The organism is Microvirga vignae (genome assembly GCF_001017175.1).
Classification (GTDB): Bacteria; Pseudomonadota; Alphaproteobacteria; order Rhizobiales; family Beijerinckiaceae; genus Microvirga; species Microvirga vignae.
Window position 1 is genome coordinate 223,503 of the sequence record NZ_LCYG01000032.1, and the last position, 12,930, is coordinate 236,432.

Consider the following 12,930-nt stretch of genomic DNA (forward strand, 5'->3'; position numbering starts at 1 on the left):
TGCTTCCCCGGCCCGTCGATCCGACACTGCGGTCACGGCTCGCCGCCAGCCGCTCGGTACCCCCATTACTAGCGGAGAGTTGTGGATTTGCGACCATCGCGCGCATTCAAGACGCTGTCGTAGATGGCAACCACCTGGCCTTCCGTCTCCTTCAGATGGTGCAGGAGCACCTTCGGATTCGGCAGCCCGGCGATAGTCGCGAGCCGCTTGAGGATGGCGGGTGGGACGGAGGCTGGGTCGAAGCGTCCTTCGATGGTGAGACGCTGCCACTGGAAGATTGCATGGAACAAGCGGTGCGCCTCCACGAGAGCCTTTGCGCTGCCCTCGTCGACGAGCCGGGCCCTGCCGGCCTCCATAAACATTTCCTCAGACGCATGGCCGATGAGAGACGGATGCGCTGCGCCGAACGCGAGCACGAGTCCTTGCGCGATGAAGTCGAGATCGGTCAGCCCACCGCGCACGAGCTTGAGATCCCAAGGATCATCGTCGCCTTTTTCCTGTGCGATGAGCTCGCGCATGGAGCGGACCTCCGCGAAGACCTTTTCCGGCTCTCGTTGGGCGCCCACGATTTGCCGTACCGCCGCCTGCACTCTCACACCCAAGCCATCGTCCCCCGCCAGCACGCGCGCCCGGGTCAAGGCCATGTGCTCCCACAGATCAGCCTCGCTCTGCTGATAAGCGACGAAGCCCTTGAACTGCGAGGCGACGGGTCCCTTCCCTCCCTGAGGACGAAGGCGCAGGTCGACTTCGTAGAGGAGCCCTCGCCGCGTCGGCACCGTGAGCGCCGCGACGAGACGCTGGGTCAAACGCGTGAAGTAGACCACCACGTCGAGCGGGCGAGGTCCCGTGCTCTCGCGCCGCTCCTCGTCGAAATCATAGATGACAACGAGGTCGAGATCCGAGCCTGCCGTGAGTTCTTTCGTGCCGAGACGTCCCAGCCCGAGGATGACGATTTCCGCGTCCGGCACCGTGCCATGTTCGGCCTCGAATTCCCGGCGCACGCGCTCGAACGAAACACGGACGATGGCGGTCGCGATGGCGGCATAGGCCTCGCCTGCCTGGGCCGGGGAGATGATGTCGGAGAGAAGTCGCGCGCCGGTGATGAAGCGCATCTGTCGTGCCGCATCGCGGGCACGGTCGAGAAAATCCTCATAGCTTTCAGGATTGCCGATGATCTGTCGCACCTGTTCTTCGATGGCCGCTTCATCGACGAGCGGTACGTTGAAGGCTGGGTCGATCAGTACGTCGAGCACATGGGGTGACTGCGCCACGGTGTCGGCAAGGCGCGGAGCCGTTCCGAGCAAGTCCGCGAAGCGCAGGCGCAGTCTGTCATGGGATTGAAGGATGGTGAGGAGCTCTACAGCAGCCGGCATGCGGCCGAAGGCGCTGTCGAGCGCGGCCAGAGCTCCGTCGGGATCGGCTGTGCCGCCGAGAGCTGAGAGCAGAGCGGGTGTGAGTTCCGTCAACACCTCACGGGCGCGCTGGCTCGTGATGGCGGCACGCCGGCCGAAATGCCAGCCACGTACGGTCTCGGCTGCTTTCTCGGGCTCACGGAAGCCCATGCGTTGTAGCGTGGCAAGCGTCTCGGGATCGTCGGCCGTACCCGTAAAGACGAGGCTTCCCACTTCGGAGGCGAGCTCAGGTCCTTCCTCGAAGAGCAGTGCATAATGGCCCTGCACGATCTTCGCCTGATCCGTCAGGGCTTTTGAGAAGGCTTTGAGATTGGGATAGCCGCAGAATTTCGCAAAGCGCTTGAGCTCTTCTTCATCCGAGGGCAAACGCTGCGTCTGCTCATCCGCCACCATCTGCAGCCGGTGCTCGATGGTGCGCAGGAAACGATAGGCATGGGAAAGTTCATCGCGCGCCTGCGCCGTGATCCAGCCTTCATTGTGCAACTCGAGGAGCATGTCGAGAGTCCGTCGTCCACGAAGAGCGGGACGCCTGCCTCCGAAGACGAGTTGCTGTGTCTGAACGAAGAACTCGATTTCGCGAATTCCGCCGCGCCCGAGCTTGATGTCGTGACCGGCCACCGCGATCTCATCGTGCCCGCGCACGGCGTGGATCTGCCGCTTCATGGCATGCACGTCAGCGATGGAGGCGAAGTCGAAATACTTGCGCCAGATGAAGGGACGCAGCTCCTTGAGGAAAGTCTCGCCAAGTGTCAGATCGCCCGCCACAGGGCGCGCCTTGATGAAGGCCGCACGCTCCCAGTTCTGACCGAGAGTCTCGTAATAGACATAGGCCGACGACAGCGACATGGCGGTGGGCGTGGAGCCGGGATCAGGACGCAGGCGATAATCGACGCGATGCACATAACCGTCAGGCGTGCGCTCCTGCAGAAGGCGGGAAAGCTGCTGGGCGATGCGGGTATAGATGGTGGTGGCCTCGGCGCCTTCCTTCAGCGCCGGCGTCTCGGGATCGAAGAAGATGACAAGGTCGATATCGCTGGAGTAGTTGAGCTCGCCTGCCCCATGCTTGCCGAGCGCCAGCACCGTAACGCCCGAGCCCTCGCCCGGCGTATCGGGATCGGGGAGTGTGATGCGACCCAGATCGGCTGTTTCGGTAAGGATCAGGTTCAGACCGCCGGCGACGGAAGCATCTGCGAAATCGGACAGAGCCTGCGTGATTTGCTCCGTACTCCAAAGCCCGCCGATATCGGCCAAGGCCACGAGAAGTGCATGGGAGTTCCGATTCCGGCGGAAGGCGCTCACAGCCTCATCGCGGGTCATCCCGCCCGAGCGCACGCGGCGGAACAGATTGGCCTGATCATGGATGATGGAGGGATGGACCACCTCCGGCTCCTCCAGCGCAAGCCGTGCCATACGCACGGGATCATTCGCCACGAGCTGCCAGAGGAAGGGAGAGTAGTCGGCAAGCGCCAGAAGGAGGTCGCGGAACAGCCCCTCCTCAAGGTGCGGCAGAAGCGCGGCGGCTTCCGGCTCCTCACGGACGCGCTCGATCAACTCCGCCAGTTGTACCTTCGCCCTCTTGAGGTCGGAAACGGGTGGAGCCTGCGTCAGGCGGCTGATGAGAGAGCGGTTCTGGTTCGGCACGGCCAATCACCCATGGTCTAGATGAGGTGAGTGTTCATGCCACGGAGCAAGAGGCAACCGAAAATTGCCCCTCCTACCTTCGACTTCTGGCTCAGGCCGCAGATGGCAGAGCGGTCTGCGGAACCGGAACGTCCTTCAAGGGCAGGATCAACACGACGCGCAGGCCTGGTGCATTGTCTTCCAGCATGAGGCTTCCCCCATGGAGCCGGGCCACGGCGGCAGCAAGGCTCAATCCCAGCCCGAAGCCCGGGCGCGAGCGCGCCGTTTCCAGCCGCACGAAGCGCTCCAGGACATGATGGCGCTCCTCTTCCGGGATGCCGGGGCCATGGTCCGCCACGACAATCCTCACCTCCTGGCCGATGCGCTGGGCCGACACGAAAATTGTCTGTCGACTTCCATCAGGAGCTGCGCCGTATTTCAGGGCATTGTCGAGGAGGTTGGCCATGGCTTGGCCCAGCAATTCACGATTGCCGTGGATCGGCAACCCATTCTCAATGGAAACGTCGAGAGAAACACCGGCTTCCTCGGCTAAAGCCTCATAAAGCTCCGCTACATCCCGGACGGCTTCTGCGGCGTCGAAGTCGGACAGAGCCTCACGGGCATTGCCGGCCTCAAGCCGCGCGATCATGAGAAGCGCATTGAAGATGCGAATGAGATTGTCGCTCTCCTCGATCGTGGCTTCGAGCGCTGCTTTCAGCTCGTCGGGCGTCTTGGCCGTCCGCAGCGCTTCATCAGCCTTGTTGCGCAGGCGCGTCAAAGGCGTCTTCAGGTCATGGGCGATATTGTCGGAGACCTCGCGCATGCCGCGCATCAGCTCGCCGATGCGGTCGAGCATGTCGTTGAGGTTCTGCGCGAGACGGTCGAGCTCATCTCCCGTTCCGGCAACCTTCAAGCGTCCGTCGAGATCGCCCGCCATGATATCGCGCGTAATATCCGTCATATCGTCGACCCGCTTGAGGACGCGCCGTGCGATGAACCAGCTGCCCAGGCAGCCCAGAACCCCGATGAACAACAACGAGTAGCCGAAGGCCCGGTGGATGATGTCGCGCAAGCGGATGCGCTCTTCGATGTCGCGGCCGACCAGCAGGCGGAAATCGCCTGGCAGGAGATAGACGCGAACAAGAGCAACGTTCGGCTTCGTATCCGTCTCGTCGGTGCGATTGTAGAGCGTCTCGAACTGTCCGACGCGGTCAATCACACCGGGAGGCAGGGCTCCGACATTGCCGGCGATCCGCTCACCGACACTGGTGGTGACGAGATAAAGAGAAGCGCCAGGCGCGCGAGAGCGCCGATCAACAGAGTTCACAAGACGACGAAGGCCGCCGATCCTGTATTGCTCGGACAAACCATTGATCTCTGCTTCGATAGCAGCAACGAACTGATCGGTCAGCAGTCTCTGCGCGCTCCAGGCCACATAGCCGAGCGTCACGAAGGCAAAAAGCGTGAAGACGAGAAGATAAGCGAAGGACAGCTTGAACGCGGTGGTCCGGAAGAGCTTGCCGAGGGCCGTCATGAGAATACACTCATTCCTCGCCCTCCTCCGCCGAGCCTACACGGACCATGTAGCCTGCGCCTCGGATGGTATGGATGAGCGGCTTGTCGAAGCCCTTGTCGATCTTGGAGCGCAGGCGTGACACGTGAACGTCGATCACGTTGGTCTGCGGATCGAAGTGATAATCCCACACATGCTCGAGCAGCATGGTGCGCGTGACCACCTGGTTGGCGTTCTTCATAAGATACTCGAGCAACCTGAACTCGCGCGGTTGCAGCATGATCTCCTGACCGGAGCGCGTGACACGGTGGGACAGGCGGTCGAGTTCGAGATCGGCGATGCGATAGGCCGTCGGCTCGCCGCTGGGGGCAGATGTTCTGCGGCGCGCGAGAACCTCAACGCGGGCGAGCAACTCGGAGAAGGCATAAGGCTTGGGAAGATAATCGTCGCCACCGGCCCGCAGGCCCTTCACGCGATCGTCGACTTGGCCAAGGGCGGAGAGAATGAGAACCGGCGTCTCGACCTTCTGCTCGCGCAAGGAGCGGATGAGGGAGAGGCCGTCGAGTTTCGGCAACATGCGATCGACCACGAGTACGTCGTAATCTCCCGCCTCGGCCATGGCGTAGCCATCGAGGCCGTCGGCAGCATGGTCCGCCACATGGCCCGATTCCCGAAATGCCTTCACAAGGTAGGAGGCCGCCTCTTTGTCGTCCTCGATGATGAGAATCCGCATAGCCTATCTGTAACGCGATGTGAGCCCAGCGGCAGGCCGGCCCTGGAGGGAGAAGGCCAACCTGCCGCGGGCAGAAGACACCAGGTGTCGGGGGCAATCAACACCTAAGGTCCTGGTGTCCCTACTCATGTCCCAAGGATCAGACGCCCTTCGGCTGGCTTGCGACCTCCAGGGTCACCGTCCGTTCCTTGCCCTCACGCCAGAGGGTGAGAGACAAGGTCTTGCCGGGCGCGACCTGGGCGACTTTGCGGGAGAGGTCCTTCGCCTCGTTGATCGGCTGACCGTCCACAGCGATGATGGTATCGCCCGTGCGGACACCAGCCTTTGCGGCAGGACCGTCCTTGATCGCCTCGGCCACGAGGGCGCCCTTAGGCTCCTTGAGGCCGATCGCTTCCGCGATTTCCTTGGTCACCGGCTGCATCTGCACGCCGATGAAGCCGCGGGTCACGGAGCCCTTCTCCTTGAGCGCCGTAACGACCTGGTCGACCGTGCTCGCGGGGATCGCGAAGGCAATGCCGACATTGCCGCCGGACGGCGAGAAGATCGCCGTGTTCACGCCCACAACCTCGCCCGAGAGGTTGAAGGTCGGGCCGCCGGAATTGCCCTTGTTCACCGAGGCGTCGATCTGGATGAAGTCATCGTAAGGGCCGGCGCCAATGTCACGATGCTGGGCCGAGACAATACCCGCCGTCACCGTGCCGCCGAGGCCGAACGGGTTGCCGATGGCGACCACCCAATCGCCGATGCGGGCTTTCTGGCCAGCGAGACGCACATAGGGGAAGTCATTGCCCTCGACCTTAAGCAGGGCAAGGTCGGTCTTGGAGTCGGTTCCGATGACCTTGGCATCGAGTGTCCTGCCGTCATCCATGGTCACCTGCACCTCGGAGGCATTGTCGACGACGTGGTTGTTGGTCACGACATAGCCGTCAGCCGAGATGAAGAAGCCTGAACCCAGAGCCTGGCCGAACTGACGGGGACGCTCCTGACGGGGACCACGGCCACCACGCTCACCGGGGAACTGATCGCGAAACTGGCGGAAGAAGCGCTCCATCGGATGGCCGGGCGGCAGATCGGGCGGCGAGAATTGCGGCCCATCCTCGTCGTCATTGTCCCTGTCGGCCACGTTCTGCACCTTGACCTTCACGGCGACGACGGCAGGCTTCACTTGCTCGATCACGTCAGCGAAGGACGGCACGTTCTGGATCGGCTGCGACATGGAGCGCAGCTCGGCATGGGCTGGATTGGGGACAACGAGGCCGCTCTCAACCGCGCCACCGGCAATCAAGGCTGCAACGGCCGCGGCACCGAGCCACTTCGCGCTACGTTTACGAAAGGAAGTGGAAACCTTGTCCAACATGTCTTCTCTCTCCTGAAAGAACCTTTTTCGGTTCGTATTGAGAGGAAGATGGGGGTTGGCGCCTTACGGTACCCTCACCCCAAGATGAAATGTTGGTAAGGTTCTCGATCAGGAGGCGGATTGGTCCCGTCTGAGCAGCGCCTCAAGGGCTTTCCGTTCCTCCTCGTTGAGTGTTTCAGGAGCCTGCGGACGCCGGCGGAGAACCGCATAGGCTCCGATCCCTCCTAGAACCAGCACGAGCACCGGGGTCAGCCACAGCAGCATATTGTGGCGGCTGAAAGTGGGCTTGAGCAGCACGAACTCGCCGTAGCGCTGCACCAGAAAGTCGCGGACCTGCTGGTCCGTATCGCCCGCCATGAGCCGTTCGCGGACGAGAAGGCGCAGATCCTTGGCGAGCTGCGCATCGGAATCGTCGATGGACTGGTTCTGGCAGACCAGACAGCGCAGGCCTGCGGAGATCTCGCGAGCCCGCTTCTCCAGAGCGGAATCGTTTAGCACCTCGTCCGGCTGAACGGCGAAAGCCGAGACGCTGAGAACGAGGGAAGCCAAGAGAGCAAGAACAAACCGCATGGCTCACTCCGCGGGTACAGGCGCGGCCGGGCTCACCTTGGCCCGCGCCGGAGCGCCGATGCGCAGGCGCCGGTCCGTCAGAGAGACGCCGCCGCCCAAAGCCATGACGAGCGCGCCGATCCAGATCAACAGCACGAGAGGCTTGTGATAGAGCCGCACCCCCACAGAACCATCAGCCTCAACCTCGCCAAGGCTGACATAGACTTGGCCGAGGCCGACGGTCATGATGCCAGCCTCAGTCGTCGGCATGCCACGGGTGACGTAAAGACGCTTCATGCTCTCCAGCGTCCCGAGCACCTGGCCCTGCCGGAGGATTGTGAACACCGCCACGTCCTCACGGTAATTGGCTTCCACACGAGGAATGACGCGCTCGAGTCTGGCTTCGTAATCGCCAGCCTTGAGGCGCTCGCCGAGTTTGAGTGTTGCCAGTCCTTCAACACCCCAAGCCGTGGCAGCGATGCCGATGACTGTCAGACCTACGCCTGCATGGGCCAGCACCGTGCCCCAGGTAGAGCGCGGCAGATTGGCGGCTTTACGCCACGCGACAGCCAGAGGCGTGCCCCTCGACCAGGAACGTGTCACGATCTCGTTCAGAGAGCCGAGAACCAGATAGACGCCAAGACCGATACCGAGAGGCGCAGCAGCAGGCCCACCGTATTCGAACGCGAACATCGCCATAGCAGCGAGAAGCGACAGACCGAACACGGCGTAAAGACGCTGAGCTGTGCCCAGGAAGTTACCGCGCTTCCAGGCGAGGGTCTGGCCGAGCGGCAACAGCAGCAGGAGCGGAACGATCAGCGGCAGGAAGGTGAAGTTGAAGAACGGCGCGCCGACGGAAATCTTCTCGCCCGTCAGAACCTCCAACGCCAGCGGATAGAGCGTCCCGATCAGAACCGTCGCGCAGGCGGTGGCCAGGAACAGGTTGTTCAGCACGAGAGCGCCTTCGCGTGAGACAGGCGCGAACAGCCCACCCTGCTTGAGCATGGGCGCGCGCCAGGCGAACAGCGCGAGAGAGCCGCCGATGAAGAAGATGAGAATGCCGAGGATGAAGCTGCCGCGCTCCGGATCGACAGCGAAGGAGTGCACCGACGTCAGCACGCCCGAGCGCACAAGGAACGTGCCGAGCAAAGAGAGCGAGAACGTGAGAATGGCGAGAAGGACCGTCCAGACTTTCAGCGCATCGCGCTTTTCCATGACGACCGTGGAATGCAGCAGCGCCGTACCGGCAAGCCAAGGCATGAGCGAGGCGTTCTCGACCGGATCCCAGAACCACCAGCCGCCCCAGCCGAGTTCGTAATAGGCCCAGTAAGAGCCCATCGCGATGCCGAGCGTGAGGAAAGCCCAGGCGCCGAGCGTCCAGGGACGAACGATGCGCGCCCAAACAGCATCGATGCGACCATCGATCAGCGCAGCGATGGCAAAGGCGAACGAGATCGAGAAGCCGACATAGCCGATGTAGAGAAGCGGCGGATGGATCGCGAGGCCCGGATCCTGCAGCAGTGGGTTCAAATCCTGTCCCTCGGCGGGAGCCGGAATGACGCGCGTGAAAGGATTCGACGTGATCAGGATGAACAGCAGAAAGGCGATGGTAATCGCTGCCTGCACTGCCAGCGTATTGGCCTGCAGCCGCTGTGGAATGCTGTTCTTCGCAAGTGCCACCACAGCTCCGAAGAGGGCCAGGATGAGGATCCACAGGAGCATGGAGCCCTCATGGTTACCCCACACACCGGAGAGCTTGTAGATGAGAGGCTTTGCCGAGTGCGAGTTCTCGACCACGTTCATGACCGAGAAATCGGACGTCACATAGGCTATGGTCAACGCCAGAAAGGCGAAGCTGATACAGGTGAAAACGGCCATGCCCGTGACAGGCCCGACCGACATCAGCACGGGATCGTTGGCGCGCGCACCCCAGAGCGGCACGACGAACTGGATCAGGGACAACCCAAGCGCCAGGGTCAGCGCAAAATGTCCGGCCTCGACCAACACGAGGGCTCTCCTTACTTAACTTACTGCGTCTTCGGCGCGGCGTTCGCCTCGCCCTGCCAATGCCCCTGCTTCTTCAGGGTATCGGCGACTTCACGCGGCATATAGTTTTCATCGTGCTTGGCGAGAACGGAATCTGCGCGGAACACCGTCGCGCTTTCAAGGACGCCCTCAGCCACGACGCCCTGCCCTTCGCGGAACAGGTCGGGCAACAGGCCCCTGTAGCGCACCTGGATTGCGCCATGAGCATCCATTACCTCGAAGGTGATCTGCTGGTCGGTGCCGCGCTGCACCGTCCCCTCCTTCACGAGTCCGCCAAGACGAAGACGCGTGCCGGGCCGCACGTTCTTGGCCTGAATATCCGCCGGCGAGTTGAAGAACACGATCGTGTCGTTCATGGCGTAAAGCACAAGACCAAGCGCAATCGCGAGGATGCCTCCTGCAATACCGATCAAGGTCAGGCGTCTTTGTTTTCTGGTCATGGTGCGGCGTCAGTCAGTTTCAGTTCGCGTGCCATCGCATCGATGGTTTTCAACCCAGCGTCGTTCTGCGCCAGGGCTTGCCGGGCACGCTCGGCAGCAGCCACGGCTTTGTCGCGCTGCCCGAGAACCGCATAGGACCGGATCAGGCGCGCCCATTCTTCAGGAGATCCGCCCTGGGTCTCAAGGCGCTCGGCCAAGCCGGACACCATGCGGGCAATGTCTGCAGCCCCAATCTGGGGAGCATCCTCCTGCCCTGCAACGGGCTGCTCGCCCCCAAGGCTTGCTAGGCGCTGCCTGACGACGTCGCCCCACGGAGCCCCTTCCGGCGACGAGGAGAGAAGCTCGCCGTAGGCCTGCTTGGCCTTCTCGATCTGCCCATCCTGCTCGGCGGCGACGGCAAGATAGTAGCGAGCCTTCGGCGAGGCCTTGTTCAACTGCACCGCTTGCTCGAAAACCTTTTGAGCTTCCGAGGAAACGAGGCCGTCCTTGGCAAGGACCATGACCTCACCGTAATTCGCTAACCGGTCCGCGCTGGCACCGAGATAACGCACGGCAGACTCGTAGGCCTTCACCGCATCGTCGATGCGGCCCATGCGGATATACACCGGAGCCACCACCTCCCAGCCGCGACCATCCTGCGGGTTCTGGGCCAAATGCGCCTCGATCTGCGAGACGGCGGCCATCAGATCCATCTTGTCACCCGATGCCTGAGCCTGCTGCTCCGGCGGATGGGTCAGGAGATGCGGCGAGCCGTAAGCTCCGTAGAGTGCGAGAGCAATAATCGGGATCACGGACAGAGCCAGTGTCGAAGCGGCTCTGCGGCGGCGCAGGGCCGGCTCTCCCACAGCAGCGAAAGCATCGGCCGCTGTCGCGCCGGTGGCACGCAGAAGGCGGCGCCCGGCCTCGGCCTTGGCCGCCTCGGCCTCGCTCGGGAGCAGCACTCCGCGCTCACGGTCACGCTCGATCTCAGAGATTTGTTCGCGATAGAACTGGGTATCGGGGTCCACCTGCTGCGCTGCGAGCGCACGGTGGCGCGACAGCGGCCAAAGCACCGCCATCACGGCTGCCGCCGTCATCAGCAAGAGTATGATCCAGATCACCATAAAATCCTAATTACCCCGAGTCCCCGTCAAGCACGACGGTGGCACGGTGTCACGCGTAAAAATACATAGGATTAGCCTCTATCCCCCGGCAGCTCGAGCACGGCGCGCAAACCGCCGAGAGGAGCGGCTTCGAGCCTGAGCGATCCACGATAGAGGGTTGCAAGATCGCTGACGATGGAAAGCCCCAGGCCCGAGCCAGGCTTGGTCTCGTCGAGACGGCGGCCACGCTTGAGAACCTCGGCTCTCGCCGCTTCCGGGAGACCTGGACCGTCATCGTCGATGAGCAGGCGGAACCGGGGGCGATCATCATCCTCGCGAATGACCTCGACGGAGATCTCGACCTTGCCCGTAGCCCATTTGGCTGCGTTGTCGATCAGATTGCCCGCCATCTCCTCCAGGTCCTGCTTTTCGCCCCTGAAACGCAGGTCCCGCGGAATTGCGAGCTCAACCGCAAGATCCTTGTCGCGGTAAATCTTGGCGAACGTGCGGGCGAGGCCCGCAATCACCGGCTCCACATCCGTCAGTGTCCCCAGCGTTCCGGCGAGAGCCGCCGCGCGGGCACGGTCGAGATAATAGTTCACTTGATCCCGCATAAGAGTTGCCTGCTCACGCACCCGAACCGCCACCTCGTCGGGAGCATTCTCTGCTTCATTCATGATGATGCTGAGAGGTGTCTTCAGGGCATGGGCCAGATTGCCGACCTGCGTGCGAGCGCGCTCCAGAATCTCCCGGTTCGTATCGAGCAGAAGGTTCAACTCGCTCGCGAGCGGGGAAATGTCGCGCGGGTATTCTCCGACGATCCTCTCCGCCTCTCCGCGCCGGATCGCGCTAAGGGCACTGCGAAGATTGGCCAGGGGTCGCAAACCAAAGCGGATTTGGAGAAGAGTGGAAAAGCCGAGCGCGAGCCCAAGCAGCGCGAAGGTGATGGTCAGGGCGAAGAGAAAGTCGCGCACGCCCACGTCGATTTCATCGGCTGGACCCGCCACGCGAATGACGTAACGGCCGTCTTCGCCGAGATCGATGTCGCGCTCGATGATGCGAAGATTCCGCTCGTCCGGCGCCTTGCCGTAGCCACGGCGAATTTGCCCGAACCGGTTATCGCTGGACACCGCAAGGCTTGGCACCTGTCCACCGAAGAGGGATTTGGAGGAGCGGATTTCGTCCGGCTTGGCATTGGGCCGCGCCACCTGCCAGTACCAGCCGGACAGAGGCAACTCGAACCGGGGATCGCCAATGGGACCGAGATCGCGATCCGGATCGCCTGGGGCTACAAGGTTCGAGGCCAGGGTGTTGGCATAGACGAGAAGGCGCTGGTCGAAGGCCCTCTCCGTATTGTCGCGATAGAGCGTCAGCAGGATCAACCCGGCAACGAGCAGAATCGCGAAGCTCCAGAAGACGGAGGAGACCGCAAGCCGGACGGCAATGGGCCGGCCGGCGAGACTCTTCAGGATCGGACGGAAGCCGCTCACGACTTCGTTTGAGTCTGGCTCGCGTCGAGGAGGTAACCCAGGCCGCGAACGGTCTGGATGATGTCCACGCCGAGTTTCTTGCGCAGGCGGCCAATGAAGACCTCGATCGTATTCGAGTCACGGTCGAAGTCCTGGTCGTAGAGGTGCTCCGTCAGTTCGCCTCGGGAAACGATGCGGCCCGTATGGTGCATGAGGTAGGAGAGGAGCCGGTACTCATGGGAGGTGAGCTTGACCGGGTTTCCGTCCACCGCCACACGGCCCGAACGGGTGTCGAGCTTCACGGGACCGCAGGCGATCTCGCTCGTGGCATGGCCCGTGGCCCGGCGCAGCAAGGCGCGGACGCGGGCCAGAAGCTCCTCCATATGGAAGGGCTTGGTCACATAGTCGTCGGCCCCGGCATCGAAGCCCTGGACCTTGTCGCTCCAGCGGTCGCGAGCGGTCAGGATGATCACGGGCGTCTTCCTGCCCTCGCGGCGCCAGGCGGTGAGGACGGACACGCCGTCCACCTTCGGCAGGCCGAGATCGAGGATGATGGCGTCATAGGGCTCAGTATCCCCGAGGAACTGCCCCTCCTCGCCATCGAAAGCCGTATCAACCGCGTAGCCCGCCTGCTCAAGGGCGGTCACGATCTGCTTATTGAGGGTCTTGTCATCCTCGACAACGAGAAGGCGCACGTTTCGAGCTTTCT

General features: G+C 62.6%; 10 protein-coding genes. All 10 read right to left on the reverse strand.

Translation table 11 applies throughout. From position 1 onward, the window contains the following. Positions 1–68: 68 nt before the first annotated feature. A complete protein-coding gene (locus AA309_RS13610; protein ID WP_047189637.1) occupies positions 69–3,053 on the reverse strand; it encodes a bifunctional [glutamine synthetase] adenylyltransferase/[glutamine synthetase]-adenylyl-L-tyrosine phosphorylase in 2,985 nt (994 codons plus the stop codon). A gap of 91 nt (positions 3,054–3,144) precedes the next feature. Continuing rightward, positions 3,145–4,566: a HAMP domain-containing sensor histidine kinase gene (locus AA309_RS13615; protein ID WP_047189520.1), complete on the reverse strand. Its 1,422-nt coding sequence runs from the start codon at positions 4,564–4,566 to the stop codon at positions 3,145–3,147. 10 nt (positions 4,567–4,576) lie between these two features. After that, entirely contained in the window at positions 4,577–5,278 is a 702-nt protein-coding gene (locus AA309_RS13620) for a winged helix-turn-helix domain-containing protein (RefSeq protein ID WP_047189521.1), read from the reverse strand. 139 nt (positions 5,279–5,417) lie between these two features. Beyond that, complete coding sequence (locus tag AA309_RS13625) at positions 5,418–6,635, reverse strand: S1C family serine protease (RefSeq protein ID WP_047189522.1); 1,218 nt, start codon at positions 6,633–6,635, stop codon at positions 5,418–5,420. A gap of 108 nt (positions 6,636–6,743) precedes the next feature. Beyond that, positions 6,744–7,205: a cytochrome c-type biogenesis protein gene (locus tag AA309_RS13630; RefSeq protein WP_047189523.1), complete on the reverse strand. Its 462-nt coding sequence runs from the start codon at positions 7,203–7,205 to the stop codon at positions 6,744–6,746. Positions 7,206–7,208: 3 nt separating this feature from the next. Next, positions 7,209–9,191 (reverse strand): heme lyase CcmF/NrfE family subunit, encoded by a 1,983-nt coding sequence (locus AA309_RS13635; RefSeq protein WP_047189524.1) that lies wholly within the window; start codon positions 9,189–9,191, stop codon positions 7,209–7,211. A gap of 20 nt (positions 9,192–9,211) precedes the next feature. After that, entirely contained in the window at positions 9,212–9,670 is a 459-nt protein-coding gene (ccmE, locus tag AA309_RS13640) for a cytochrome c maturation protein CcmE (protein ID WP_047189525.1), read from the reverse strand. Next, a complete protein-coding gene (gene ccmI, locus AA309_RS13645) occupies positions 9,667–10,773 on the reverse strand; it encodes a c-type cytochrome biogenesis protein CcmI (RefSeq protein WP_047189526.1) in 1,107 nt (368 codons plus the stop codon). Before ccmI ends, ccmE begins: the two co-directional genes overlap by 4 nt. A gap of 71 nt (positions 10,774–10,844) precedes the next feature. Next, positions 10,845–12,242 (reverse strand): ATP-binding protein, encoded by a 1,398-nt coding sequence (locus AA309_RS13650; RefSeq protein ID WP_200901986.1) that lies wholly within the window; start codon positions 12,240–12,242, stop codon positions 10,845–10,847. Beyond that, a complete protein-coding gene (locus AA309_RS13655; RefSeq protein WP_047189527.1) occupies positions 12,239–12,916 on the reverse strand; it encodes a response regulator transcription factor in 678 nt (225 codons plus the stop codon). The genes AA309_RS13650 and AA309_RS13655 overlap by 4 nt, the downstream gene beginning before the upstream one ends. Between the last annotated feature and the right edge of the window lie 14 nt (positions 12,917–12,930).

Coding starts and splice junctions, on each gene's coding strand:
- AA309_RS13615 (WP_047189520.1), bottom strand. CDS start 4,566: ATGACGGCCCTCGGCAAGCTCTTCCGGACCACCGCGTTCAAGCTGTCC.
- AA309_RS13620 (WP_047189521.1), bottom strand. CDS start 5,278: ATGCGGATTCTCATCATCGAGGACGACAAAGAGGCGGCCTCCTACCTT.
- AA309_RS13625 (WP_047189522.1), bottom strand. CDS start 6,635: ATGTTGGACAAGGTTTCCACTTCCTTTCGTAAACGTAGCGCGAAGTGG.
- AA309_RS13630 (WP_047189523.1), bottom strand. CDS start 7,205: ATGCGGTTTGTTCTTGCTCTCTTGGCTTCCCTCGTTCTCAGCGTCTCG.
- ccmE (WP_047189525.1), bottom strand. CDS start 9,670: ATGACCAGAAAACAAAGACGCCTGACCTTGATCGGTATTGCAGGAGGC.
- ccmI (WP_047189526.1), bottom strand. CDS start 10,773: ATGGTGATCTGGATCATACTCTTGCTGATGACGGCGGCAGCCGTGATG.